Source organism: Streptomyces roseirectus, assembly GCF_014489635.1.
In the GTDB taxonomy this organism is placed as follows: domain Bacteria; phylum Actinomycetota; class Actinomycetes; order Streptomycetales; family Streptomycetaceae; genus Streptomyces; species Streptomyces roseirectus.
The window spans coordinates 330,480-356,681 of record NZ_CP060828.1; the positions used below are offsets into that span (position 1 = coordinate 330,480).

The 26,202-nt window shown below is 71.9% G+C and carries 24 protein-coding genes; 2 read left to right on the plus strand and 22 right to left on the minus strand.

Features of this window, described 5'->3' with window-relative positions; translation table 11 throughout:
• Positions 1-10: 10 nt before the first annotated feature.
• Both IAG44_RS01195 and IAG44_RS01200 read right to left on the minus strand, forming a co-directional pair.
• Positions 11-1,441 (minus strand): class I adenylate-forming enzyme family protein, encoded by a 1,431-nt coding sequence (locus IAG44_RS01195; RefSeq protein ID WP_187745258.1) that lies wholly within the window; start codon positions 1,439-1,441, stop codon positions 11-13.
• Entirely contained in the window at positions 1,438-2,754 is a 1,317-nt protein-coding gene (locus IAG44_RS01200; RefSeq protein ID WP_187745259.1) for an aspartate aminotransferase family protein, read from the minus strand. The genes IAG44_RS01195 and IAG44_RS01200 overlap by 4 nt, the downstream gene beginning before the upstream one ends.
• A gap of 197 nt (positions 2,755-2,951) precedes the next feature.
• Here IAG44_RS01200 and IAG44_RS01205 point away from each other — a divergent pair, with 197 nt between their 5' ends.
• Positions 2,952-3,683, plus strand: a complete 732-nt coding sequence (locus IAG44_RS01205; protein WP_246561360.1) for an SDR family NAD(P)-dependent oxidoreductase — start codon at positions 2,952-2,954, stop codon at positions 3,681-3,683.
• Positions 3,684-3,721: 38 nt separating this feature from the next.
• Positions 3,722-4,372: a histidine phosphatase family protein gene (locus IAG44_RS01210; RefSeq protein ID WP_187745261.1), complete on the plus strand. Its 651-nt coding sequence runs from the start codon at positions 3,722-3,724 to the stop codon at positions 4,370-4,372.
• Between the two features lie 16 nt (positions 4,373-4,388).
• Here IAG44_RS01210 and rsgA read toward each other — a convergent pair whose 3' ends face one another.
• From rsgA to kynU, 20 genes are all read right to left on the minus strand, one after another.
• Positions 4,389-5,486, minus strand: coding sequence for a ribosome small subunit-dependent GTPase A (rsgA, locus tag IAG44_RS01215; protein ID WP_187745262.1), 1,098 nt, complete (start codon positions 5,484-5,486; stop codon positions 4,389-4,391).
• A gap of 214 nt (positions 5,487-5,700) precedes the next feature.
• Positions 5,701-6,198: a DUF4232 domain-containing protein gene (locus IAG44_RS01220; protein WP_187745263.1), complete on the minus strand. Its 498-nt coding sequence runs from the start codon at positions 6,196-6,198 to the stop codon at positions 5,701-5,703.
• 292 nt (positions 6,199-6,490) lie between these two features.
• Positions 6,491-6,841, minus strand: coding sequence for an SsgA family sporulation/cell division regulator (locus IAG44_RS01225; protein ID WP_187745264.1), 351 nt, complete (start codon positions 6,839-6,841; stop codon positions 6,491-6,493).
• Between the two features lie 54 nt (positions 6,842-6,895).
• Positions 6,896-7,057, minus strand: coding sequence for a hypothetical protein (locus IAG44_RS01230; protein ID WP_187745265.1), 162 nt, complete (start codon positions 7,055-7,057; stop codon positions 6,896-6,898).
• 343 nt (positions 7,058-7,400) lie between these two features.
• Positions 7,401-11,540 carry a caspase family protein gene (locus IAG44_RS01235; protein ID WP_187745266.1) on the minus strand — a complete coding sequence of 1,380 codons (4,140 nt, stop codon included), beginning with the start codon at positions 11,538-11,540 and terminating at the stop codon, positions 7,401-7,403.
• On the minus strand, positions 11,515-12,375 hold the full coding sequence (locus tag IAG44_RS01240; RefSeq protein ID WP_187745267.1) for a hypothetical protein: 861 nt from the start codon (positions 12,373-12,375) through the stop codon (positions 11,515-11,517). The genes IAG44_RS01235 and IAG44_RS01240 overlap by 26 nt, the downstream gene beginning before the upstream one ends.
• Positions 12,376-12,393: 18 nt before the next feature.
• Complete coding sequence (locus tag IAG44_RS01245) at positions 12,394-12,540, minus strand: hypothetical protein (RefSeq protein WP_187745268.1); 147 nt, start codon at positions 12,538-12,540, stop codon at positions 12,394-12,396.
• A 359-nt stretch (positions 12,541-12,899) separates the two neighbouring features.
• Entirely contained in the window at positions 12,900-13,439 is a 540-nt protein-coding gene (locus tag IAG44_RS01250; RefSeq protein WP_246563501.1) for a Uma2 family endonuclease, read from the minus strand.
• 308 nt (positions 13,440-13,747) lie between these two features.
• Complete coding sequence (locus IAG44_RS01255) at positions 13,748-14,923, minus strand: phosphodiester glycosidase family protein (protein WP_187745270.1); 1,176 nt, start codon at positions 14,921-14,923, stop codon at positions 13,748-13,750.
• Positions 14,924-15,154: 231 nt separating this feature from the next.
• The gene (locus IAG44_RS01260) at positions 15,155-16,357 is read right to left on the minus strand and encodes a PucR family transcriptional regulator (protein ID WP_187745271.1); all 1,203 of its coding nucleotides are present in this window, start codon (positions 16,355-16,357) and stop codon (positions 15,155-15,157) included.
• 59 nt (positions 16,358-16,416) lie between these two features.
• Complete coding sequence (locus IAG44_RS01265) at positions 16,417-17,415, minus strand: amidohydrolase family protein (RefSeq protein ID WP_187745272.1); 999 nt, start codon at positions 17,413-17,415, stop codon at positions 16,417-16,419.
• Positions 17,416-17,419: 4 nt separating this feature from the next.
• Positions 17,420-17,941, minus strand: a complete 522-nt coding sequence (locus IAG44_RS01270; protein ID WP_187745273.1) for a 3-hydroxyanthranilate 3,4-dioxygenase — start codon at positions 17,939-17,941, stop codon at positions 17,420-17,422.
• Positions 17,938-18,360, minus strand: coding sequence for a RidA family protein (locus tag IAG44_RS01275; protein ID WP_187745274.1), 423 nt, complete (start codon positions 18,358-18,360; stop codon positions 17,938-17,940). Before IAG44_RS01275 ends, IAG44_RS01270 begins: the two co-directional genes overlap by 4 nt.
• On the minus strand, positions 18,360-19,121 hold the full coding sequence (locus IAG44_RS01280) for a 2-keto-4-pentenoate hydratase (protein ID WP_187745275.1): 762 nt from the start codon (positions 19,119-19,121) through the stop codon (positions 18,360-18,362). The genes IAG44_RS01275 and IAG44_RS01280 overlap by 1 nt, the downstream gene beginning before the upstream one ends.
• Positions 19,118-20,158 carry a 4-hydroxy-2-oxovalerate aldolase gene (gene dmpG / locus IAG44_RS01285; protein WP_187745276.1) on the minus strand — a complete coding sequence of 347 codons (1,041 nt, stop codon included), beginning with the start codon at positions 20,156-20,158 and terminating at the stop codon, positions 19,118-19,120. The genes IAG44_RS01280 and dmpG overlap by 4 nt, the downstream gene beginning before the upstream one ends.
• A complete protein-coding gene (locus IAG44_RS01290) occupies positions 20,140-21,105 on the minus strand; it encodes an acetaldehyde dehydrogenase (acetylating) (protein WP_187745277.1) in 966 nt (321 codons plus the stop codon). The genes dmpG and IAG44_RS01290 overlap by 19 nt, the downstream gene beginning before the upstream one ends.
• On the minus strand, positions 21,102-21,950 hold the full coding sequence (locus tag IAG44_RS01295) for a 2-keto-4-pentenoate hydratase (RefSeq protein WP_187745278.1): 849 nt from the start codon (positions 21,948-21,950) through the stop codon (positions 21,102-21,104). The genes IAG44_RS01290 and IAG44_RS01295 overlap by 4 nt, the downstream gene beginning before the upstream one ends.
• Entirely contained in the window at positions 21,947-23,422 is a 1,476-nt protein-coding gene (locus IAG44_RS01300; RefSeq protein WP_187745279.1) for a 2-hydroxymuconic semialdehyde dehydrogenase, read from the minus strand. Before IAG44_RS01300 ends, IAG44_RS01295 begins: the two co-directional genes overlap by 4 nt.
• Entirely contained in the window at positions 23,412-24,875 is a 1,464-nt protein-coding gene (locus IAG44_RS01305; protein WP_187745280.1) for an amino acid permease, read from the minus strand. The genes IAG44_RS01300 and IAG44_RS01305 overlap by 11 nt, the downstream gene beginning before the upstream one ends.
• On the minus strand, positions 24,872-26,161 hold the full coding sequence (kynU, locus tag IAG44_RS01310) for a kynureninase (protein WP_187745281.1): 1,290 nt from the start codon (positions 26,159-26,161) through the stop codon (positions 24,872-24,874). The genes IAG44_RS01305 and kynU overlap by 4 nt, the downstream gene beginning before the upstream one ends.
• Between the last annotated feature and the right edge of the window lie 41 nt (positions 26,162-26,202).

The window sequence follows — 26,202 nt, forward strand, 5'->3', positions numbered from 1 at the left end:
TCACATGTCCTCACTGACCGGTCCGGGGCCTGATGACCTTCCCGGTCTCGGTGGTCGGCAGTTCCGCCCTGGAGGCGAAGACGTGGGGGATCCAGGACGGCGACAGCCGTTCCCGGCAGAAGCGCTCCAGCTTGTCGAGGTCGACCGTCTCCGGCGTCACCGTCGCGCTGATGCGCTGTCCGAGGACAGGATCGTCCACCCCGGACACCAGACAGGCGGCGACATCCGGGAAGGCGAGCAGGACGGCTTCGATCTCCTCGGGGCTGATCTTGGCGCCCGCGACGTTGATGCTGGTGGACAGGCGCCCGGCGAGGACGAGGTCCGGTCCTTCCCAGCGGGCCAGGTCGCCGGTGGTGAACCCGCCGCGCAGCGGGGTCGCGTCGACGGCGTCGCCGGTGGCGTACCCGAGCATCATCGACGGCGATGTGACGGTGACCAGTCCCGTCGCGGCACTGTCCTGCCCGGGAACCGGGGAGAGTTCGACCCGGACGCCGGGCAGGAGGGGGCCGGGCCCGCGGGCGCCGGGTTGCCGGGGGGCCGGGCGGCTCACGCAGATCGGGCCGGTCTCGGTGGTGCCGTAGACCTGGCCGACGTGTCCGCCGAGCCGGGTGGCGACCAGTTCGGCGGTGTGCGCGTCCAGGGCCATGCCGGCGGAGAGGTACCCGATCGCTGGGCCGTCGTGCGGGCGGGTGCGGGCGGCCTTGGCGAGCAGCCGCAGCATGGGGGGCACGCCGATGAACAACGTGACGTCCCCGGCGGCGAGTTGGCGCAGCAGCAGGCGCGGTTTGTCCGGGGTGGTGTAGCGGACGGGTGCGCCGGCCAGGGGCGCGGCGAGGGTGCACAGGCCGAAGCCGTACGCGTGCTGGAGGGGGACGGGGCACAGCAGCCGGCTCTGCGGGCCCAGTCCCAGGGCCGTCCGGTAGTGCTCGGCCTCGGCCAGCAGGGCGGCGGCGGAGCGCAGCGCGACCTGGGGGTGGCCGGTGGTGCCCGAGGTGATCTGGGCCGTCGCCGCGTCCGCGAAGGCGGCCTTGGGGGCGGCCCTTTCCCGGGTGGCGCTCAGTGTCCTTCCGCCCCAGGTCGCGGCCGTGACCGGGAGGGCCGGGGCCGTGTGCGGGGCCGAGAGGAGGTCGAGCGGGCAGCGTTCCTGGATCCGCTGGAGTTCCCACGGTGTCAGCCGGCGCGAGAGCGGTACCGCGACCGCGCCGGTGGCGATGGTCGCGAACACGTCGCAGGCGAACTCGGCGGCGGGCCAGGCGACGGTTCCCACCAGGGTGCCCGGCCCGGCGCCGGCCTCGCGCAGGGCACGGGCCCGGACGTCGACGCGCTCGGCCAACTCCGTGGCGCTGGTGGTCCCGTGGTCGTCGCTGATCAGCGGCGCGTCCCCGGCGCGGGCGCCCTGGGCGCGCAGCAGGGTGAGGAGTTGTGCGCGGGCGGCCGTCATCCGAGTTCGGTCAGCGCGCGTCGCAGCGCCCCTGCCGCCTTGTCGAGGATGTCCCCGGTGTGCGCGGTGCTCAGGAACCACGGCTCCAGCGCGTTCGGGTGGAAGTAGACGCCCTCCCGCTGGGCGAGGGCCTGGAAGCGGCGGTGCCGGGAGAAGTCGACGGCCTCGGCGAGGTCGCGCAGGCTGTCGCCCTTCTCCAGCGGTTTCCTCAGCAGGGCCACGCCCATCAGGGAGCCGACCCGGCTGATGTGCACGGGCCGCTTCTCCACGGCGAAGACCTCGCGCACGGCGTCCTCCGCGCCGGCGCCGATGGCCTCCAGTTCGTCGTAGAGGCCGGGCAGGGCGCGGATCTTGGTCAGGACGGTGACGACCGCGCGCAGGGCCGCGTGGTTCCCGGCGTAGACGCCCGCGTGGTGCGCCTCGTTCGTGGCGAGCATCCGCATCGCCGTCTTCCGCCCGCCGAACGCGGCGACCGGGAACCCGCCGCCCATCACCTTGGACAGGACGGTGAGGTCGGGCTCGACGCCGTACAACTCCTGCGCCCCGCCCCGGGCGACCCGGAAGCCGGTGATGACCTCGTCGAAGATCAGCATCGCGCCGCTGCGCGCGGTCAGGTCGCGCAGCAGCTGGAGGAAGCCGGGTAACGGGGGGATCACCCCGGCGTTGACCAGGACCGGTTCCAGGATGACGGCCGCGATGCGGTCGCCGTCGCGCGCGAAGAGCTCTTCGACGGCCTCGGCGTCGTTCCACGGCAGTTGCGCGGTGTGGGCCAGGGCCTCGGGGATCATGCCGGGCGCGCCCGGGACGACGTCCGTGGGCCGGGTGCCCTGGATCTGGAGTGTGGTCTTGCCCGCGCGCAGGACGGTCTCGCTCCAGCCGTGGTAGTGGCCCTCGAAGGTGACCACCAGGGAGCGGCCCGTGGTGGCGCGGGCCAGCCGCAGTGCGGAAGTGACCGCCTCGGTGCCGGAGTTGGCGAACCTGATCTGTTCCACGCCCGGCACCAGTTCGGCCACCAGGGCGCCGGCCTCGGCGTCCAATTCGTGCGGCAGGCCGGTCATATGGCCCCGGGTGAACTGGTCGGCGAGAGCGCCGGCCACGTCGGGGTCGGCATAGCCGAAGAGATTCGGACCGTAGCCCATGTTGAAGTCCACGATCTCACCCTCTTCGACATCGCGGATCAGGCAGCCTTCGGCGCGTCGTACGACCAGGGGGACGGGGACGGCCGCAGCCCTCATGCTGCTGCTGACGCCACCGGCGATGACTTCTTTGATGTCCTCCAGGCAATCAGCGTTCGTCCGACGTTTGGCGTCCATGGCACCCACTGAAATCCTCCAGCTTCGTCGGCCTGATCCGGCCTCACAGAATGCCGCAGGGATTTCGGGGCCGAAAGCGGTCGGTGCCGGTTTGGCCGGATCACGGGGGTGATCGGCCTGTCTTGGCTGGCAGTATCGGACGGGTTGATCGGCGTGTGTCACGGAGGGGGAATGTGATGTCTTCTCGGGCCGTCGCCGTGGTCACCGGGGCGGGATCGGGCCTCGGATCCGCGATCGCCGTCCGGCTGGCCGAGACCCATGACCTGGTGCTGTCCCATCTGACCTCGGACGCCGGGCTCGCCGAAACCGCCGGCCGGGTGTCGGCGGCCGGCGCGGACGTCGTCGCCACCGTGGCCGGGGACCTCACGCGCGAGGAGACCGTGGACCGTCTCGGCCGGGCCATGGACTCCTGCGGGCCGCGCCTGGACGTCCTGGTCTGCAACGCCGGGGCGTACACGTACACCCCCTGGCAGGAGACCACGTGGGACGACGTGCGCGCGGCCGTGGACGTCAATCTGCTGGCGCACATCGCCTGCGTCCGGGCCGCCACGCCCCATCTGGTGGCGCGCGCGTCCGGCCGGATCGTGGCCGTTTCCACGGTGCTCACGCGGATCGGGCGCGTGGAACTCGCCCCGTACATCGCGGCGAAAGGAGGATTGGAGGCATTCGTGCGCGCGCTGGCCCGGGAACTCGGTCCGCACGGCATTACAGTGAATTCCGTCCGCCCGGGCTCTATCGAACTGAGTTCCGAGCAGCGGTCCCATCCGGATTATCTTTCCTGGAGGCAGCGGGAATTCACCCGGCAATGCATCAAACGCCATGGGCGCCCCGAGGACGTGGCCGCGGCCGTTGCGTTTCTTACTTCTCCCGGAGCCGGTTTCATCACGGGCCAGAGTCTGACCGTCGACGGCGGCTGGGATCTCCACTGACCTGCGCGCGCAGGCCGATCCGAGGAACCATGACGCGAATGTCGCACGAACAGGAACCGCACTCCACGACCCGGGTACTGCTGGTTCGGCACGGCCAGTCGCACGCCAGCGTGAAGAAGCTGATCGCCGGGGTCCGTACCTGTCCCGGTCTCACCGAGCAGGGGCGTGAACAGGCCGCCCGGCTCGCGGCACGGCTGACGGCCGAACCGGCGCGGCCGCACGCGCTGCTGACCAGCCCGGTGCGCAGAGCCCGCGAGACCGCCGAGATCCTGGCGGACGGGCTGGGGTCCGGGACGCCGGTCGTCGAGCCGGAGGCGCGGGAACTCGACTTCGGGGCGGCGGACGGGCTGTCCATCGCCGAGTACGAGCGGGTGCACGGGGCGTTCGACATGACCGCGTATCCCGACCGTCCGTTCGCGCCCGGCGGTGAGACGTGGAACCGGTTCCGGACGCGGGCCGGCCGTGTCGTCGACGGGCTTCTCTCCCGGCACCGGGGTCAGACGGTGCTTGTGGTGTGTCACGCGGGGTTCATCGTGGCGGCGATGTCCGCGTTGGTGGACGCTCTGCCGCCGGTGCTGTTCACGGATTCGACGCCTGCCGCGACCTCGGTCAACGAGTTCGTCCACGACGGGTCGGGGTGGCGGCTGGCCCGGTTCGACGACGCGCGCCACCTCGAACCGGCCGTGTGAGGCGGGCGGGGCGGATTCACTGCTGCGGGCCGCGCTTGCGTTCCATCATGTGGCGGCCCAGCGCCTTCTTCCGCTTCCAGCTCCGCAGGAGTTCCGCGTTCAGCCGCGCGTCGCTCCGGGCGGCGATCCGCTCGTTCTCGCGGAGCAGCTTGTGGTAGTTCTCCAGCCGCCGCAGGGGCAGTTCGCCCTCCTCGACGGCCGCGAGCACCGCGCATCCGGGCTCGGCACCGTGCGAGCAGTCGGGGAAACGACAGTCCCGGGCAAGGGACTCCACGTCGGTGAATGCCTGGGCGACGCCGTGGTCCGCCTCCCACAGGCCCACTCCGCGCAGTCCCGGGGTGTCGATCAGGACACCGCCGCCCGGCAACGGCAACAGGTCGCGGGTCGTCGTCGTGTGCCGTCCCTTGCCGTCGCTGTCCCGCGTGGCGTCGACCCGCTGCGCGTCGGCTCCCGTGAGCGCGTTGGCGAGGGTCGACTTGCCGGCGCCGGACACGCCGAGGAGGGCCGCGGTGCCGTCGAGGAGGGCCGCGAGGGCGTCCATGCCCTGTCCCGTGGCCGCGCTGACGGCCAGCACGCGTGCTCCGGGGGCCGCCCGCTCCGTGTCCTCGACGAGGTAGGACCGTGTCACCGGGTCGGGCACCAGGTCGGCCTTCGTGAGGACCACCACCGGCTGCCCGCCGCTCTCCCACGCCAGGGCGAGGAACCGCTCGACCCGCCCGAGGTCCAGCTCGTCCGCGAGCGAGACGGCGATGAGCACCTGGTCGATGTTGGCCGCCAGGACCTGACCGTCGGAGCGCTGCGAGGAGACCGCCCTCACGAACGCCGTGCGCCGCGGCAGCAGCACCCGGACGACCCCCTGCTCCGCGTCGAGCGCCACCCAGTCCCCGGTACAGGGGGCGAGCAAGGGATCGGCGGAGGCCACGGGCCCGACGCCCGCCCTCCCGATCACCACCCGCCCGTCCTCGGCCGTCGTGACGATCTCGCAGCTCCCCCGGTCGACCCGCACCACCCTGCCGGGCCGAAGTCCGCCGGCCTCATGCGGAGCGAAGTCGGCGGCCCACACGTCGGTCCAGCCGTACCGGCCGAGCGGATGAGAGGCAGTGGACGCGGTCAAGCTCGCCCCTCCAGAGGGGTGTTGAGGGCAGCGGAACCGGCAAAGGGTGTGCACCGGCGTCGGGGGCGCAGTCTAGTCCCCGCGCGCCGGGCATACGACGGGGCGAGGGGCCCCGCGAGGGCCGTCTGCGAGGGTGCGGCGGCGGTCTCCGGCCACCGTGTCCCACACGGACAGGTCGCACCTCTCCACAGGGTCACGGTTCAGGTCGCCCGGGTCAGGCGCCGGGCTGGACCGGGCCGATGAGGGTGCCGGTGGCGACCCTGAAGGTGCCATGGGCGAAGGAGGTGCCGGGAATGACACCGTCGGGAGTCCTCAGAGTGAACGACGCCTCGTCCGCCGGTACGGTCTGACCGAAGTTGGGGACCTGGATGTCGAAGTGGACGGGGCGGCCAGGGCCGAACGTCACGCTGGCAGTCTGGTCGCCGTAGCGGCCGGCAGTGATCGCCAGAGGCGTGCCGTGGTCGGAGAAACGTACGTCCGTGGGAGAGCCGGCCAGGGTGCAGGGCGCGTACCCGCGAGGAGCGGTCAGGGTCACCCGGAAGTGGATGTGCCCCGCGCTGGACTGGTCCTGGGCGATCTTCGCCAGGTGGTTCGCGGGTCGGCAGGCCGACGGTGCGGTGGATGTGTGGGGTGCGGCCTGAGCAGTGCCGATGGCGCCGGCGGTCAGCAGGGCGGTGGCCGCTGCGGTGACAAACTTGCGGTTCATGTTCATGCCGGACTCCTCGCTACGGTGTCGTGGTGCCCTACACGTACCCGGCGCCGTGGAGGGCAGTGTCTCAAGACCGTCACGAGCGGGTATTTCCCGGCAAAGCACCGCTATTGCCGGTGGCCGCGGCCATCGCCACGCAAGGTTCCCGGGGCATGAGGCGTGGCGTGCCATCGTGCGGCGCCGGCCGGAGACGACAGGCGTCAGACTTCGGTCGGCGTTCCTCCTGCGAAGCAACGGACTGGAAGGTGGTGCGACCCGCCCTGACCGCGCCCCGTCCGAGGACAAATGGCCGTACTCATTCGGTGCTGGGCTGCACCACAGAGCAGGTCCTCTTCAAGAATGCCTCCAGGGCCCGTGCCGGGGCTTCCAGAAGTGCCTCGCCCTCCGGGGAGCTGAGGGTGACGCAGACGACGCCTCGGCCGTTGCGCAAGGACGGCCACACACGGACGTCACCGGCACCGGTGCGCCGGCGCAGCCCGGCGGCGAGGACATCCCGGGAGAACACCCCTTCGACGGTCTCTTCGGCTCCGGTGCGGAAGGTGGCCTGCACGGCGTAAGAATCGGCCGTGCCGTACCTCAGCACCGCCGGTACCGGCAAGGAAGACTCGACGGAGACGACCGGACGCCAGTGCAGTTCGCAACTCACTCTCCTCGGCGTCGGCGCGGATGGAAGGGCCCGATGCCGTCGTGCGGTCCAAGTTCACCGCTCACCACTCCCTTCGTCGAAGTGGTCCGTCGTGGCCGCCCCCGCCCTGCGGAGCTTGCCGCGCTGCTTGCTGCTGCGCCTCTCCACTGCCTCGGCCATGAGGCCCACGCTCTCGGCCGCCTCCCGCTCGGTGTAGCCGAGCGCCCGCAGTCCCATCGCCTCTTTGAGCTTCGGGTCCTGGATGCCGGCAAGGGCTCTGGAAGCCTCGTCACGTACGACGGCCCTATGACACGGATCAGCGGTACGAGGGTCGGGAAGCTGGATCAGGGTCTCACCCCTGTCGCGGGGTACTCGCGCCGGTCGGCGGCAGAAGACCTTGGTGCAGATCATCGGGCGGGTCCGGTTCCGGCGGGATGCCGGGTTCGGCTGCGCCCGCGGCCTGCTCCCGCCCGCGATCCGTCGGCAGGCCGACACGCCACGAGATCGAGGGAGGGCCCGGGACGCAGGAGCGGCAGTGGATCACCGCTCAGGAGAACGTGGCCGGCGGTTGGTCCCACGGTCAAAGGAGCCGGATCGCCATCAGACCCGCGCGGGCCTTCACCCAGAGCAGACCGTGCGAGGGCAGGAAGCCCAGCACAAGGGAGTCGGAGCCGGTGTCGACATCGGTACAGCGGTCCCGGTCCAGGTCGAAAATCCGAACAACCCCGTCGGTCAGCGCGACGATCACGTACAGGCGGCCGTCCCAGCGGCCGACCGCCACGTCCACTCGGCTTGGCGCCTCCCGGTCCGCTGCCCAGGACCAGAGGAGGTCCCCGGTCCCAGGGTCCCAGACCCCGACGCTGCCGTTGACCGCGACGACCACGACGATCCGCCGCCCCTGCCAGGTACCCCATACAATCCGGTCGGACCAGGCGTACTCACCATAGGCACGGTCCAGGAATGCGTCCCCGACGAGCACTACCCCCATGCGGCCGGCGCCGTCGGCAAGCCGGGTCACCACGCGTGAGCCCCTGCCCTCAGCCGGGACCCGACCCCAGACGGTGAAACCGTCGTCGACCCGGTACATACGGCGCCCGTCGAGCTCCCACGCCCTGGTCAGGCGGTCCAGCACGACCGGCTCGCTGCCCGGGGCTCCCGTGTCCGCCAGCAACTGGTGCGGCTCGCCTGCGAACCGGTAGACCCGGCGGCTGCCAGCACGCCACACGTAGCCTTCGCCCCAGCGGTCGCCGACGACGACGGCCGGCCGCCCACCCCACTCGGTCGCGTGCAGGTGCTGGACTCTGGGGGCCGCCCCGGTCAGAGGAAATGTGAAGGGCCACCCGCCGAGAACGCTGCCGGTACGAGCGTCCCGCAGCCAGACTCCGCTGGTCCAGGCCCGCGCGGTGAACACGTACGGCTCGCCGCCCGCGGTCGTGACCGCCATCAGGTCGTCCGGCGCGCTGAGAGGGACGGCCGCACGGTACCGCTGCGCCAGGGCGCGGGGTCTGAGACGGATGGCCGCACGGTACCGCTGCACCAGGGCACGGGCTCGGGGGCGGTCGGCTGCAAAGCCTATGAGCACGCCCAGGTCCCACGCCCGAACTGCGCCCTCGCTGTCGGCGACGAGGAGCATGCTGCTGTCCTCGGTGGCGTGGACGACCATGAACGCCCGGCACAGGCGGATCGGCCCGATCCTGGCGAGTGACTTTCCCGATCCGCCATCGAGTATGTCGATCCGGTCGTCGGAGCTGCCGCGCACCACCACAGTCCCGTCCCGGTAGGGCCCGGCGGTCAGAGCAAACGTCTCGGGCCTCCACGGATTCTCGAAATGGAGGCCCGGGCCGAACAGCCGTACCGGGTTTCCGTCGGCGAGATCCCAGGCGTCCACTGTCCCGGCGGGCCCGCTGGCCAGTATGGTCTGACGGCCCTTCACCTCGGCGACCGAGACGCTGGTCAGTCTTCGGCCGGTCCTCAGCGGGCCGATCACCTGTACCCCCGTCTCCAAGGAGCAGACTCTGATCTCGTCCCCGTACGAAACCACCGCCACCGGCGTCCCCTCCCGGACGGCGGCGGCCGTGGCTTCTATCACCTTGTTCGCAGGGCCGGGCACCCGCACCATGCGCACGTCGTCCGGGTCGGTCACGGAGCAGACGGACAGCCAATGCCGTCCCCTCAGTGCGACCATCCACGCCGTGGCACCCCGGACCAGCAGCGCGACAGCTCGGTGAGGGACGGTGGACGACGGCCGGGGGCCGGGCAGTTCTTCACCCGTGGCCAGGTCCCACCGGCGGACCCTGCCCAGGAGATCGCACGCCACCACCACCGGCCTGCCGTCCACCGGCACGACCCCGACGGCAGCAGCCGGGGCACCGAGGCGACCGAGTTCGCGCGACGGATATGAGGTCTCCCACTGCGTCCAGGGCACGGTCCACGGCCGGTCCACAGGCACCCGCTCGACCGCGCCGTTGAGCCAGTCCATCCCCCGTTGGCGAGCAGCCATCTGCAGATAGCTCAGCCGGTCCGGGACGGGGGCAGCGGCCATCCGTGCCTCAACCTGCTGGAAGGCGTGCACCGTCTCCCAGCCGCGCTTCGACCGGACGAGGTGCAGCACCGACGCGATGCGTACGTGATCGGCGCAGGCCAAGAAGCCGGGCTCGACCATCACCCCGTCCAGCCGACCGCCCCGGGCGGCGTGTGCGGCCAGGTTCCGCAGTACATATGGGTGGGCGGCCGACCATTCGGCGCCCTCTTCCGGGCCAGAAGCCGGGACCAGCGCGCGCAGGCAGTCCGCGATCGCCCGCTGGTCGGCTACCGCGTCCCGGCCGAGGCGAAGGTAGTCCGCGAATGCCTGGTGGTAGAGCCGGTAGACGGACCGGCCCGCCTCCAGCGCCTCGATCACGTAGCTGCCGCCCGCCGACAGCAACCACCTGATGTCGTCGTCCGTGTAGGTTCGGCCGGAGACGGCTGAGGCCAGCGGAGCCCATAGCCCTTCCCAGGGCAACCCGGCCCCCTCGGCATAGGCCAGTGGCCGCAGCAGGTCACGGGCCCGTTCGGTGTCGGGCCCGAGCCGCTCGATGTCCGCCCGCAGCACATCGTGCAGTTGGCCGGGCCTGGCCCACTCGTCGCCGGTGACGTCCACCGGTGTGGCCGAGGCCGCGAACAGCCGTGCGTAGACGTACGCGATGAGGAAAGTACGGTCGGCCCGCACCGCCACCGCGCGGGCCGCCTCGGCCGCCGCCACCGGGTCGGCCCGGTAGGGCGAGCCGGGCTCCGCGCGCACATACTGCTCCACGTAGTCCGCCACGTCGTCGCCGGAGAAGTAGCTGTCGCTGTCGAGGTCCACATCGGTGCGCGGGACACTCTCCCCGAACAGCGACCGCAGGTGCGGCCGCCCGCCGACGACCAGCCGGACGTCGGACCGGCCCCCGAGCACGGCCAACTGGATCAGCAGGCCGCCGGTGATCTCCGAGGGCTCCGCGGCTTCATCCAACGCGTCCACGACGACCGTGAGCCGCTCCCGCCGCTCCCGCAACACCGATAACAATGCGGCCGCGTCCGTCATCTGGGTCCCCACGGCCTCGGCCATCTCGGCCACGACGTCCGGCAACGTCTTACCCCGCGCATGCACGGCGACGTCGACCACCCCCACCGGCAGCATGCCCGCCTCCGCGCGGAAGCGGGCCGACGTGCTCCGGCGCATCAGCGGGTCCGAGAGCGTGACGATCCTTCCCAGAAGGGCCGATTTCCCCGAGCCCGGGCCACCGGTGACGAAGACGAAGCCCCGCGGGACCTCGGCGGCGGTGAGGTGGCCGACGACGGCCGCGGTCGCGGCGTCCCGTCCGGTGAAGTACCAGCCGTCACCCCTCTCAGCGCCGCCGCGGGCCTTGGCCATCCAGTGCTCGGGGTCGGCGACGAACCGGCGTTGCTCCTCGACGGTCAACTCGTTCGGCAAGCCGGGTACGTACCGCGGGTTGGGCAGAGCCGGGCAGGGGCCACCGACCCCGACGACGTGCAGCCGGGCCCGCTGGGCGTGTCCCGCCGCGGCCAGCCGAGCGTTGACCGCCTCTACCAGCGCCTCGCTGAACAGGTACCGCTGCCGGGGGCCGCCGAGGGCCTCGTCCCCCAGCGCCGCGCCCAGCGCGGCTGTGAAGGCGCCTTCGTCGGCCTCCTCCACCCGGCGCGAGGCGGAGATGAGCCAGAGCCCGGACAATCCGTCGGTGGACGTCCCGACCGCCGCCGAACCCGCCGCCCGAAGCACGGCGAGCAGCGAGTCGTCGGCCCCGTGCTCGCCGTAGCAGGCGTCCAGCACGACCATGGCGGTGGTCACCGGCGAGGCCACGATCAGCCGGGCCAGGTCCTCGGTCGGCACCGCGGTGGTCAGGAACCGGCCCGGATCCGTCTCCCGGGTGCACAGGTAGTGCCGCCCGTCTTCGGCGCTGGTTCCGTGGCCGGAGAAGTAGAGCACGAGGACGTCCTCACTCGTGCGAGTCCCGTCCTTCAGCCATCCCTCCAACTGCCCGAGCAACCGGGCCCGGGTGACATCAAGGCCATCGCTCACGGCTGGTTCGCTGCCCAGTCCACCGAAGAGTTCTCGTACGCTTTTCAGGTCGTCCGGCACCGAAGGGAGCTTCGACAGATGCTCGTACTCCTCGACGCCGACCGCGAACAGAAAGCGTCGGCGCCCATCTGTCGGGTCAGTCGACCGCGTCGGCGACCGCACGCCCTACCTCCGCCGAGGCCAGATACCGCGTCACGTCATGCGCCCGCAGGCCGTTGCGTATGACGTGGTCCTCCACGCGCCGTCCGAAGACCGGGGCAAGGTCCTTGACCAAAGCCACCGTGTCCTCCAGACCTGCCACGTTGACCCAGCGCCGTACGGCGGCCGGCCAGACTCCTTGGCCAGCCTCGGACGGCGGCTCAAGGCGGTCGAGGACCAGATGCGGGATGCCGAGCGGCGAACCGACCGTGAGGAGCAGTTCGGTCGTCGCCCCGTCGACGTTATGCAAAGCCTCGTAGGCCACGACCGAACCGAGGGAATGCCCGATCACGATCCGAGTGTCCGGACCGAGCGCAGCGACGATCCGGGCCTGGACGCGCTTCCGTATGCCTGGGACGTACAGGTATCTGCGCAGGTCCTTGAGAGCGGCGATGATCACGCGGCGGGGCACGGCAGACCAGAATGTGGACCGGGACAGGGACGCCAGCGCCCGCTGTACGAGCTGCGGTGAGTAGATTTTGGTGAGGGAGTCCGGGCCCGGGACGCGGTCGGGTTCGTACGCTGCCGCAGCGCGCCACCACAGCGTCAACAGTTCCTGTTCGAAGCCCGGTTCGATGTCCGCGGGGCCGTATGCCGGGACCATGCCCGCGTCCTTGCCGCCCGGGCGGAGCTCATCGGCGTAGTACACGCAGTCCAGGTCGACACGCTCCAGATCCACCAGGCCGACGGCGCCCGCCCGCGTCAACCCTTCGCGTAGCGCGGGCAGCCACGTTTCGCGCAGCCGCCCGGCACTGGATCCGTACTGCCCGATGCCGTGCACCGCCACAATCTCGGCCACGTTTCCCCCATACCGGTCTCAGTCGGCATCAAGCCTCGCCAGGAAGTCCAGTGCCACGGCCGAGGTCACCTCGGCGGCACGGCCGTCGTAGCCCTGCGGGTCCGGGTCAGTGTAGACGTGCCCCTCACACCTGTGACGGTGGATTCCCATGTCCGCCTTGCGCATCCGCAGGCATCATCCGATTCATCCACCAACGGCACCGGCGGCGCGCACGTCAGCTGATACCGGCTGCCATTTATGACCTCTACCCAACTACGAGACGTCGTCGAGCGGTTGATCCAGGCCCAGCAGTGGCAGACCAGTGATCCACTCTCGGGCAGCCGTCACTGACGAGCGTGCGCGGAAACCCAACTGTTGGACTCGGCACCCCACACATGCCGCGAGAAGCTGCTGTCCGGTGGGTTGTCGTCTTCGTCAAGGTCTTCCAGGAGTTCGGGCCGCTCCTCCTCGTTCATCACCTCGTAAACGGAGGAAAAGTGCCGATCCACCCGGGTGGGGTCGAAGACCTAACCGATGCCGACGCCTCAGTTCTGGTGGACGTCGCGCGCCGGAAAGGTGCTGGTGTCGATCGTCACGCGCTCCCCGGTGGCCAGGGTGAAGGAGACCGGGTGGCCGTAGGGAATCTCCACAGCCCGTCCATACCCGTTGGAGTGCGGCTCGGTCATGAGGGTGACCGCCTTCTTGAAGGGGTCGGCGAGCAGATAGACATCGATGCCGTAACGTCCGTACTTGCGGACGTTACGCACGTAGTCCTTCTCGTCGTCCGGCTCGGAGGCCACTTCGACGACCGCGAGCACGTCGAGGCAGGAGTAGCTGTTCTTCCGGCGATCGGCGTCGAGTCCGATGACGGTCAGGTCAGGGGCCGCGTCGTTCTCTCCGGGGAAAGTGATGAGGACGTCCCCGAAGACCCGCTCGCGGGCGATGCCGGCGCTCTTGACCGCGTCCTTCACATCGGAGACAGTCCAGTCCTGTTCCGGACTCTGCGGCGTCATGATCACTCTTCCGTCGAAAATCTCGACCTTGTACCCCTCCGGGACAGCACCCCGCTCGATCAAGTCATTCATGACGCTCACGGCGGCCTCACCTCCTGCGGGCATTATGACCGACGCGGCGGGAAGAAACAGATGTTCTACACGGCATGCCCTGGCCTCGGCTGCGTCCCCCGCTCCCTCGGGGAGACCTGTCGCGCGCCTGCCCGTGCTGAACGCCACGCAAAGTCGCCGCACATACGTCTGACCATGCCGTGTTACGCATTCGAGATATCCAGCTGATTCGACGCTGCTCTACAGCCCTTTACCGGTCCTCAGCAGGCCCACGAAGCGTGCACCGTCGGGACCCTGTTGCATGCCTCGCTCACCCCGTCGGGCGGACCCTAGCGTTCGAACAGGCCGATCCCGTTGGGTACCGGGCGTTCCGCTCCTCCTGAGGGATGGTTCAAGACCGTTGTCGTGGTGTGGCCCGGCTGTCTGAGGACCATCGTCGTGGAGCCGCCGCCGTCGAGGCTGAAGCCGTCGCGTGCGCCTAAGTCCCGTAGGAGGGAGGCGAGTTCGGCGATCGTGAGGCCGGTGCGGTAGTGCGGGCTTCCGTCCAGGGCGAGCAGCAGGACGCGGCGGCCTCCGTTCGAGACGCCGATCGCTGTGCGGACAGCGCGGGCGGTGTCGTTCAGGCCCGGGAGGGGGTGGCCGCGGGTCAGGATCGGGTAGCCGCCGAGGGCGAAGCGGTAGGAGGGGTGGCGGACGGCGAGGGAGTAGCGGATCTTCAAGTGCCGGCCCGGGGTCAGGGCGCGGAGTCGGCGGGCGCCCGCTTCGCGGCCCAGCAGGACGGTCGTGTCCGGGGGGATGGGTCCGGAGCCCGGGGTCGGCGAGGTGGCGGTGACCCGGCCCGCGCGGACCGTCACCTCGAAGGTGTCGCTCGTGCAGGGGGCCGCCCGGTCCGTGTCGGAGCCGCAGGCGGCCCGTGTGCGCGGAAGGTCGCCCCAGCGCGAGGTGTACGCGCCCGCGGAGTTCTCCGGCAGGGCGTACTGGTTGAGGCCCGACAGCGCGAGGCCGGTGTCCGTGGTGGCGCTGAAGTCCAGGGTGTCCAGGCGGACCCGTCCGTCGAGGCCCACGCCGACGACGGCCCGGCCGCTGGTGCCCGGCGGGAGCGCGGGGCCGAAGCGCTGGGCGTCGGGGACCGCGCCCTTGAGGAACTCGCCGTCCGCGACGGCCGGGCCGGCGCTCGCGCCCGTCGCGGGGACGCCGGGATGCTGGGTCTCGGTGATGTGGAAGAAGTCCCCGTTCACCCCGGCCAGGGCGCGCTGGGCGTCGGCGAGCCGGGAGACCGGCGCCCGCGCCGCGACCGCCCCCGGGTACAGCAGGCCGAGCCGTACCCGCGGGCCGGTCAAGTCGACGCTCAGGACGTGGGCGCGGGCCGGGCCCGCCGCGCCCCGGACGTCGTACACGCGGTAGGTCACCCCCGGCGCCACGGCGGCGCCCGCCGGATCGGCGTTCGTGAGCGACGCGCCGGTCAGCGCGGCGCAGACCGTCAGGACAGTGATCGGACGCCTCACGCATCGCCTCCCGCTCGCCCGCCGCACGCATCCTGTTACGGCGGCGGCGCGTTCACCGGCGGAACGGGAGACGGCCCACGCGAACGGGTGAGGAGGAGACGCCTGTACGGGCCGTCCGGCACACTCCGGCGAACGGCGTGCGGCGTCTCGACGGCAGCCCCTGTCGCCCCCGGGAGGACGGTGGCGCGAAGGCCGGGTCCGGTGTGCGTACCGCGGCGTTCGGCCCGCTCGTCAGTCGGGCGGCTCCAGATCGCGCAGCCGCAGGTGCAGTTCCGTCAGGAACCGCGTCTGCGCGTCGCGCGGGTCGAATCCGCTGACCTCTCTGATGCGCTGGAGGCGGTAGCGGAAGGTGTTGGGGTGCAGGTGCAGTTGCGCGGCGGCGGCGTTGGTGTCGCCGAAGTGGTCGAGGTAGCAGCGGAGGGTGGCCAGGAGTTGGGTGTGCTGGTGCCGGTCGTGGTGTTCGAGTGCCGAGACGGCGCCGCCCAGGCTCTCGCCGTCCTGGCGGAGGGCGCCGCGCAGCCGGGAGAGGGCGTACAGCAGTTGGACGTCCTCGAAGGCGGCGACGCGGGGGGCCGTCGGGTACTGCTGTTGCAGGGCGGTGATGCGGTCGGCGTGGGAGCGGGCGGACGGGATCCGGCCGGGTTGTGTGACGGTGGTGCTCACGGCCAGGACGACGCGCTCGCGGAGCGCCGCGCGGTCCCACAGGTCCCGGGCGATGGCCGCCGAGCGGGCCTTGGCGTCGGCGTCGTCCGTGGACGTGGGCCAGGGCAGCACCGCGTAGGTGACGCGGTCGTGCCGGACGACGAGGGCGCGGGGGTGTGCGGTCGTCAGGTACAGGCGCAGCATGTCGGAGGGGACCGTCTCGTGCGCCGGCCGGCTCTGCGCGGCGGCCAGGACGGTGACCTTGGCGGCGGACAGTCCGAGGCGGGCGGCGGCCTGTTCGGCGTCCGGTGTGCCGAACAGGAGGGCCTTGAGGTCGTCCTGTTCGGTGGTGCCCTGTCCGTCGCGGCTCATGCGGACGGCGATCGTCTGCGCGGCGGCGCGGAAGTGCGCCGCCCGCTGCGGGTCGAACGGGGTCCGGGTGCTGGCCCACAGGTAGCCGAGGTGCGGGCCGTCGTGCTGGACCCGGCAGGCCATCCGGGGTTTGGCCCGGTCGGAGGCCGGATCGAGGAAGACGGGGTCCGGGGAGGCGATCAGGCGGGCGATGTCCCCCCGGGAGCGCAGGACCTCGACGAGCCAGGGCTGGGCCTGCCGTTCCAGGATTCCGGACACGCGTTCGTCGTCCGCGGTGTGCTGGCCTTTCGACCAGGCGAGCACCCGGAACTCGGTGTCCTCCAGGACGATCGGGACGTCGAGGAGTTCCCCGGCGGCGTCGATGACCGAGAACAGGTCTTCGCGCCGGCCGGCCGCGCTGTCCGGGCCCAGTCGGGACATCTCCCCCACCTCCGCAGGTCCGGCAGCCATCGTAGGCGTCCTGGGCGCGGGCCCGGCACTCAGCCGGCGAGCCCGAGGAAGCGTGCGGCGTTGCCCCTGCGGATCGCCGTCCTCTCCTCGTCGGAGAGGAAGTCGCTCTCGTGCACGACCCGGCCCGCGGGCCGTTCGCCCAGCGGGTAGGGGTAGTCGCTGCCGACCATGACCTGGCCCGCGCCGTAGGTGTCCACCAGCAGGCGCAGGGCGCGGGGGTCGAAGACGACGGAGTCGACGTGGAAGCGGCCGATGTAGTGCGACGGCGGGTGCGCGGAGGTGCCCACCACGTCGGGGCGGCCCCGCCAGGCGTTGTCCATGCGGCCGAGCCAGAGGGCGAAGGAGCCTCCGCCGTGCGCGAAGCAGATCTTCAGCCGGTCGTCGACGCGGTCGAAGACCCCGCCGAGGGTCATCGCCAGGAGCGACAGGTGGGTCTCGGCGGGCATGGCGGTCAGCCACCGCGCCATCCAGCGGCGCAGCCGGGGCGAGTCGTCCATGTCCCAGGGGTGGACGAAGACCGGGACCTCCAGGAGGGCGCAGTGCTGGAGGAAGGTGACGACGCCCGCGCTGTCCAGGTCGTCGTCGCCGACGTGGTTGCCGATCTCGACTCCCCGGTGTCCGTTGGCCAGGCAGCGTTCCAGTTCGCGGCAGGCCGCGTCGGGGTCCTGGAGCGGCACCTGGCAGAAGGGGACGAGGCGGTCGGGGGCGGGGGCGACGATGTCCAGGGCCAGGTCGTTGAAGATGCGGGCGATGCGGGCCGCTTGGGCGCCGCTGCGGCCGTAGTGGAAGAACGCCGGTGTGGGGGAGACGACTTGTGTGCGGATGCCGTCGGCGTCCATGTCCTTCAGGCGGGCCGACGCGTCCCAGCACTCGGCGCCGATCTTCCGGAACTCCCGGGACCCGAGCATGATCATCGCGTCGGTCTCCGACTCGATGCGCAGCCAGGGCGGCCGGGGTCCGGCGTCGGCGCGCAGGTCGGGCCAGCCGCGGGGGACGTAGTGGGTGTGGACGTCGATGATGTCGGGCACGGGGTCATCCCTTCCCGGGGTGTTCGGCCCCGCAGGAGCCGCAGGTGCGGGCCTGCCGGTCGGCGTAGAAGGCGGCGAAGACCGGGGGCAGGTCGGCCACGATGTCGGTGACCTGGAGTTCCACCTCGTGGAGGAGGGCGTGGCAGGCGGGGCAGTACCACTGGAACCTCTCCAGCGTGCCCGGTTCGCGGACGCGTTCGATGACGAGGCCGATGCTGCCGGCTTCCGGGCGCTGCGGGGAGTGCGGCACGTTCCCGGGCAGCAGCCACGTCTCGCCCTCCCGGACGTGCACGGACCGGGGCCCGTCCTCGGTCATGACGTCGACGTACATGGAGCCGCGCAGCTGGTGGAACCACTCCTCGTACGGGTCGACGTGGTAGTCGGTGCGCTCGTTGGGGCCGCCGACGACCTGGACGACGAAGTCCGCGCCCAGGGCCATGGTGTGGTTGCCCACGGGCGGCTTGAGCAGGTGGGCGTGGTCGTCGATCCACTGCTGGAAGTGGATGACCTCGGGGAGGGCGGTCATGACGTGGCTCCTTGCAGGACGGCGACGGCCTGGATCTCGATGAGCAGGTGCGGGTGGGGCAGTTGGTGGACGGCGACGGTCGTGCGGGTGGGGCCGTCGGTGTCGAAGTACTCGGCGTAGACGTCGTTGTAGCCGCCGAAGTCGTTCATGTTCACGAGGTAGGTGGTGACCTGGGCGATGTCCTCCAGGCCGGCGCCGACCGACCGCAGGATGGCGCGCAGGTTCTCGATGACGGCGCGGGTCTGGGCCCGGATGTCGAGGGTGGTGGTGCCCAGGGCGTCGGCCTCGGCGCCCGCGAAGGTGTTGTCCGGTCTGCGGGAACTGGTGCCGGAGACGAAGACGAGGTCACCGACGACCTTGACGTGCGGGAACCGTCCCCGGGGCGCGGCCTGCCCGGCGACGACGCGTGCGGTGTCCATCAGCGGCCCTTCAGGGTCACGGTGCCGAGTCCCGCGATGTCGCAGGAGGTGACGCCGGGGGTGAGCGGCAGGGCCGCGGTGGCGGCGCCGGCCAGGACGATCTGCCCGGCGGCGAGGGGGATGCGGCGCCTGCGGCAGATGCCGAGCAGGGCGTGCAGGGCGTGCAGGGGCGCTCCGAGGATCGCCGCGGTGGATCCGACGGCCTCCGCCTGCGGGGTGCGCAGCCGCACCGCCTTGTTCGCGACGTCGGTGAGCGGCCGCCAGGGGCCGACGGCGTACCCGGCGGCCGAGGTGTTGTCGGCGACGACGTCGGTGACGGTGAAGCGGAAGTCCTGGTAGCGGGAGTCGATGATCTCGATGGCCGGTGCGACCGCGTCCACGCACGCGGCGATGTCGGTCGCGGGGTCGTCGGGGTCGACCGGGCGGCTCAGCCGGAACGCGACTTCGGGTTCGGCCCGGGGGTGGATGAAGCCGGACAGGTCGACCTCGGCGCCGTCGCCGACGCGCATGGCGTCGGTCAGGCGTCCCACGATGATCTCGCAGACGCCCATCTGCGCCATCTTGGCCTTGCTGGTGAAGCCCAGTTTCACGCCGGTGAGCCGTTCTCCCCCGGCCTGCCGCAGGCCGAGCAGGGCTTCCTGGACGGCGTAGGCGTCGTCGAGGTCGAGGGAGTGGGTGTCGGCGAGGCTGGGAACGGGGGTACGCAGGTGAGCGGCCGTGCGCAGGCTCAGGGCCAGTTCCAGGCGGTCGGGGGTGCTCATGCTGTTCCTCCTGCCTGGGCGGGCGTGCGGGCCAGGTCCAGGGCGATGTCGGTGAGAAGGTCCTCCTGGCCGCCCACCAGTCCGCGCCGGCCGGCTTCCTGGAGCAGCAGGCGGGAGTCGAGCCCGTGCCGTGCGGCCACGCGGGCCGCGTGCAGCAGGAAGCTGGAGTAGACGCCCGCGCTGCCGAGGGTCAGGGTGTCGCGGTCGACCTGGACGGGCCGCTCCCGCAGGGGCCGGACCAGGTCCTCGGCGGCGTCCTGGAGGGCGAACAGGTCGCAGCGGTGGTCCCAGCCGAGCAGGTCCGCCACGGCGACGAACGGCTCGGCGGGGCAGTTCCCGGCGCCCGCCCCTTGTCCGGCGAGCGCGACGTCCACGCGCAGTGCCCCGTACTCGACGGCGGTGACGCTGTTGGCGACGGACAGCGACAGGTTCTCGTGCGCGTGGATGCCGATCTGGGTGTCGTCGGCGAGGACCTGGCGCAGGGCGTCGACGCGTTCGGCGACGTCGGTCATGGTCAGCCGGCCGGCGGAGTCGGTGACGTAGACGCAGTGGGCTCCGTAGGACTCCATCAGCCGTGCCTGTTCGGCGAGTCGGGCCGGGGCGGCCATGTGGCTCATCATCAGGAACCCGGCGACGTCCATGCCGTTGTCGCGGGCCCAGGCGATGTGCTGCGCGCTGATGTCGGCCTCGGTGCAGTGGGTGGCCACGCGCACGCTGCCCACGCCGAGCGCTCGGGCCCGGCGCAGGTCGGCGATGGTGCCGATGCCGGGCAGCAACAGGGTGGTGAGGACGGCGTTGTCGATGACCTCGGCCGCCGCCTCGAGCCATTCGTCGTCGGTGTGGGCCCCGAAGCCGTAGGCGGCGCTGGAGCCGCCGAGGCCGTCGCCGTGGGCGACCTCGATGGCGTCCACGCCGGCCCGGTCGAGCGCGGCCACGATGGCGCGGACCTGGTCGGTGGTGTAGCGGTGTCCGACGGCGTGCATGCCGTCCCGCAGGGTCACGTCCTGGACGTAGAGGTTCACTCGCTGCTCACCCATCCTCGGAGTTCGGCCATGCGCTCGGCCGTCCGCAGGGCGGCGGAGGTCATGATGTCGAGATTGCCGGCGTACTCCGGCAGGTAGTGGCCGGCGCCGAGGACCTGGAGGAAGCAGGTGACCTGCGTGCCCGTCACGTGCCGGCCGAGGTGCGGGATCCACACCTCCCGCAGGGCGTCGAACTGCACGTCCTGCACGAGTTCGTAGCCGGGCACGTACTCCTGGACGTCCCGGACCGCCTGCCGCACCGAGTCCTCGACGGCCCGCAGCGTGCCGGCCGAGGTGTCCTCGACGACGCAGTAGACGGTGTTGCGCATGGCCACCGGCGGGTCGGCCGGGTTGAGCACGATGACGGCCTTGGCGGTGGCCGCGCCCGCGACCTCGCGCAGCGCCCGCGCGGTGGTCTCGGTGAACTCGTCGATGTTGGCGCGGGTGCCGGGCCCGGCGGACCGGGAGGAGAGGGAGGCCACGATCTCGGCGTAGGCCACCGGGGTCACCCGGGAGACGGCCGCGGCGACGGGGACGGTGGCCTGCCCGCCGCAGGTGACCATGTTGACGTCGTCGGCGCCGAGGTGCTTCTCCAGGTTCACCGAGGGGACGGTGAGCGGCCCCGACGCGGCCGGTGTGAGGTCGACGAGCAGCTTGCCGTGGGCGCGGCAGACGTCGGCGTGCCGGGCGTGGGCGCCGGCCGAGGTCGCGTCGAACACGATCCGGACGTCGGCGAACGCGTCCATCGCCAGGAGACCGTCGATGCCCTCGGACGTAGTGGCCACGTGCAGGCGCTCGGCGCGGGCCAGGCCCTCGGACGCCGGGTCGATGCCCACCAGGGCCGCCATGCTCAGGGTCTGCGACTGCCGGATGACCTTGATCATCAGGTCGGTTCCGATGTTCCCCGAGCCGAGGACGGCGACCTTGACGCCGTCGTCCCGGGTGGTGCTTGCGGTGCTCATGCGCGGTCCTCCGTGCGGGGCTCGATCAGGGCCTCGACCGTGCCGAGGCCGTCCAGTTCCAGGCGGTAGCGGCCACCGCCGGTGATCTCCGCCATCGGTCCCAGGGCGCCGGACATCACCACGTCGCCGGCGCACAGGGGCCGGCCCCGGCGGGCCAGTTCGCGCGCCAGCCAGGTGACGGCGACGACCGGGGAGCCGAGGCAGGCGTGCCCCGCGCCGAAGGAGACGGGCTCGTCGTCGCGGTACAGCGTCATCCCGACCCGGGCCAGGTCGAGCCCGGCCAGGGTGTGCGGGACGGTGCCGAGGACGACGGCTCCGCTGGAGGCGTTGTCGGCGACGGTGTCGGTGATGGTCAGGTCCCATCCGGCGATGCGGGAGTCCACGATCTCGACGGCCGGCAGGACGAAGGCGGTGGCCCGCAGGACGTCCGCGACGGTGGCGCCGGGCCGGTCGAGGTCACGGTCGAGGACGAAGGCGATCTCCCCCTCGGCGCGCGGCTGGATGAGGCGGTCCAGGGCGAGGGGTTCGCCGTGGGCGAGGACCATGTCGTCGAAGAGCGTCCCGAAGTCGGGTTCGAAGACGCCGAACTGCTCCTGCACGGCGGGCGCGGTCAGGCCGATCTTGGCGCCGACCCTGCGCGCTCCGGCGGCGAGCCGTGCGGAGGCGAGGCGGCTCTGCACCTCGTACGCGGTGTCGACGCCGGTGGCGCCGAGCAGGTCACGGACGGGCGCGCAGGGCGTCCGGGTGGCGGCGGCGCGGGTCAGGCGGGTGACGGCGGCCTCGACGGCGTCGTCTCCGGGCGGCGGGGTGGGGATGGCCGGCTCGGTGCCGGTGTCGGTCGTCATAGCTGCACGCACACGTTCGTGGGTTCGGTGTAGAAGTGGAGGGAGGAGGCGCCGCCCTCCCGGCCGATGCCGGAGAGCCCCGCGCCGCCGAAGGGCGAGCGCAGATCGCGCAGGAACCAGGTGTTGACCCAGGCCATGCCGACGTCCATGTGCTGGGCGACGCGGTGGCCGCGGCGCAGGTCGTTGGTCCACACGGCGGCGGCGAGGCCGTAGTCGGTGTCGTTGGCCAGCGCGATGGCCTCCTCCTCGGTGTCGAAGGGGACGAGCGCGGCGACGGGGCCGAAGATCTCCTCGCGCACGGGCCGGTCGGCGTTGGTCAGCCCGGTCCACAGGGTGGGTTCGATCCAGGCGCCGCCGTCGAGGTCCGGGCCGAGGTCCGGGGTGCCGCCTCCGGTGACGGCCTTGGCGCCGGCCTGTTCGGCGAGGTCGTAGTAGCGCAGGACCTTGCGCCGGTGCTCCTGGGAGATCAGCGGGCCGGTGGTGGTGTGCTCGCTGTAGGGGTCGCCGAGCCGTAGCCGCGCGGCCCGTTCGGCGAGGCCGTCGACGATGTCCGCGAACACGGACCGCTGGACGTAGACCCGCTCGGTGCACAGGCACACCTGGCCGGTGTTGGTGAACACCGACCGGGACAGCCCGTCGAGCGCTTCGACGACGTCGACGTCGTCGAAGACGATCGCGGCGTTCTTGCCGCCGAGTTCGAAGGAGACCGGGCGTACTCCGGGCGCCGCCGCCCGCATGACCTGGGTGCCGGTGGCCGACGATCCCGTGAACGTGATCCCGTCGACGCCCGGGTGGGTCACCAGGAACTCGCCCGCCGAGCCGGGGCCGAAGCCGTGCACGACGTTGTAGGCGCCGGCGGGCAGGCCGGCGTCGGCCAGCACGTCGGCCAGCAGGGACGCGGTGGCCGGGGTCTCCTCGCTGGGTTTGACGACCACCGCGTTGCCGCAGGCGAGCGCGGGGGCGACCTTCCAGGTGAGCAGGAGCAGCGGCAGGTTCCAGGGCACGATCACGGCGACCACGCCGAGCGGTTTGCGCACCGCGTAGTTGAGGGCCCGGCGCCCGTCCGGCAGGTCGGTGAGGTAGGAGTCCTGGCCGGCCGCGGCGACGATGTCGGCGAACGTGCGGAAGTTGGCGATCGCGCGGGCGACGTCGAGTTCGCGGGCCTGGGTCACGGGTTTGCCGGTGTCGCCGACCTCGGCGGTGACGAACTCCTCGAAGCGCTGCTCGATCAGGTCGGCCGCCCGGCGCAGCAGCGCGCAGCGTTCCCGTACGGGGGTGTGCGCCCAGCCCTCGGCGAGGGCGCCGCGCGCCGAGCCGACCGCGCGGTCGACCAGGGCGCGGTCCGCCTCGTGGACCCGGGAGAGGGGGGTGCCGGTGGCCGGGTCGGTCTTCGTGAAGCAGCGTTCCTCGTCGGGTTCGACGAAGGTGCCGCCGACGAAGTTGCGGATGACGGGCAGGGGGTCAGTGGACACGGGGTGCCTCCTGAGGGTCGGGGTCGCGCGGCGCGGCGGGCGCGTCCCGGCGCATCACGTGGCGGACCTTGAGGGCGTAGACCAGGAGCAGGGCGAGGGTGAAGCCGGAGCCGACCCAGGCGGCCCGCGCCATCACGGGCACCACCGCGGCGGTCGAGGCCACCGCCAGCACCCCGGCGATGCCCGCCCAGGCCGTCCAGGCGCCGCCCCACACCGGCAGGTCCCGCTGTGCGGCCGGTGGGGCCGCGCGGCGGAACACGAGGTAGGACGCGAGGATCAGCAGCCACACCAGCAGGACGGAGAAGATGGCGACGGAGACCAGGAGGTCGAAGACGCCGGCGACCTCGAAAGCGGCCAGCAGGGCCGCCGCGACGATGCCGGCGGCGGAGACCACCAGGGCCCGCACCGGGACCCCGCGGCGGCTGAGCCGGGCCACGGCGGCGGGGGCGCACCGGTCGTGGCCCAGGGAGTGCAGGAAGCGGCTGGCCGCGTACAGCTGCGCGTTGGCCGAGGAGACCGCCGCGATCAGCACGATCGCGTTGGTCAGCGAGGCGGCGGCCGGGATGCCGACCTGGGTGAAGACGTGGACGAACGGGCTGCTGTCGACGCTCCCGTCACCGCCTGCGACGTCCCGCCACGGCACGAGGGTGACGATGAGTCCGATGGCCAGGACGTAGAACAGGCCCAGGCGCCAGACGAGCGCGCGCATCGCGGTGCGGACGGCCCGCGCGGGGTCGGCCGTCTCCGCCGCCGAGATGGAGACGGTCTCGAATCCCACGAAGGCGAACATCACGACGGACAGCGCGGTCCAGACGGACGTGAGCCCGTTGGGCAGGAAACCGCCGCCGGGGGTGAGATGCCCCAGGCCCGTGGCCGGGGTGTGCGGGAGGCCGACGAACACCAGCAGCAGTCCGGCCGCGATGAACACCACCACCGCGGTGACCTTCACGCTCGACAGCCAGAACTCCGCGAAGCCGAAGGAGCCGACGCTGACCAGGTTGACGCCCAGCACCAGGGCGGCGACGGCGGCGATGAGCAGGGCCATCGGGGCCTGCGGCCACCAGTGGCGGAGGTAGATCGCCGCGGCCACCACCTCGCCGCCGATGGCGACCGTCGTCCCGGCCCAGAACAGCCACCGGACGACGAAGCCCGCCCACGGGCCGAGATAGAGGTGGGCGATGGTCCCGAAGGTGCCGCGCACGGGGTGGGCGATGGTCATCGCCCCCAGCACCCGGGCGATGACGGCGACGAGGACCGCGCCCGCGAGGTAGGAGAGGATCACGGCGGGGCCCGCTGTGCCGATGGCCGAACCCGATCCGAGGAAGAGGCCGGTGCCCAGGGCGCAGCCGAGGCCGATCATGGTGGTCTGGCGGTGGGTGAGCGAGCGGACGAGTTCGCCCGCGGCGGCCGGCGGTTGTGGCGGAAGGGGTGTCGCGTTGTCCGTCTGGGTCACCTGGCCTCCGGTACGGCGTGGGCCAGCGCCTCGGCGGCCCGCCAGCAGTCGTGGAAGGTGGAGTAGAGCGGTACCGGTGCCAGCCGGATGATGTCCGGTTCGCGGGCGTCGGCGATGACACCGTGCTCGTGGCGCAGTGTGCGGGCGAGGTCGGCCGCGCCTGTGCCGCCGACGCGCAGGGACAGTTGGGCGCCCCGGCGCCGGGGGTCTCTGGGGGTGATCAGCGTCAGCGGGCGGGTGGGGGTGAGCGCGTCGAGCAGCCCTTCCAGGTATCCGGTCAGCTTCTCGCTGCGGGCCCGCAGGGCCGTCATGCCGACGGTGTCGAACAGTTCCAGCGAGGTGCGCACCGGGCCCATGGCGAGGATCGGCGGGTTGGAGATGGCCCACGCGTCGGCGGTGGCCGGTGGCCGGGAGACCGGTTCCATCCGGAACCGGGTGGCGGCGTCGGTGCTCCACCACCCTTCCAGGCGCTGGACATCGCGGTCGGTGACGTGGCGCTGGTGGATGAAGACCCCCGCGAGCGCGCCGGGGCCGGAGTTGAGGTACTTGTAGGAGCACCAGGCGGCGAAGTCGACGTCCCAGTCGTGCAGATGAAGGGGGACGTTGCCCGCCGCGTGGGCGAGGTCCCAGCCGACCGTCGCGCCCGCGGTGTGCCCGGCCTCGGTGAGGGCGGGGATGTCCATCAGCTCGCCGGTGAGGTAGTTGACGCCGCCCAGCAGCATCAGGGCCACGGTGTGTCCCTGCCGGTCGAGGAAGTCGACGACGTCCTCCGTGCGCAGGCAGTCCTCCCCGGCGCGCGGGCGCAGCCGGACGACCGTCCGGTCCGGGTCGAGGCCCCGGAAGCGCGCGTGGCTGCGGACCGCGTAGCTGTCGGAGGGGAAGGCGCTGTCCTCGATCACGATCCGGGTCCGCTCGCCCTGGGGGCGGTAGAACGAGGCCATCAGCAGGTGCAGGTTCACCGTCAGGGAGTTCATGACGACGGTCTCGTCGGGCAGTGCTCCGACCAGGCGCGCGGCCGGTTCGGTCAGCAGGCGGTGGTAGCCGAACCAGGGGCGTGCGGCGTCGTGGTGGCCTTCGACGCCGTAGCGGCTCCAGTCGGCGAGGTCCTGCGTGAGGTCCGCGAGGGTCGTCTTGGGCTGCAGGCCGAGGGAGTTGCCCGCGAAGTACGCGGTGTGGGTGTGCCTGCCGCCGTCGGCGGGCGGTATGTGGAACAGCTCGCGGTGCCCCGGGAGGGCGTCGTCGAGCTGCTGGGCCTCGGTTTCGGAGGCGGTGGGTCGCGCGAGCAAGGCAGTGCCCTTCTGGGAGTGGTGCCGGAGGGCCGGCGCGG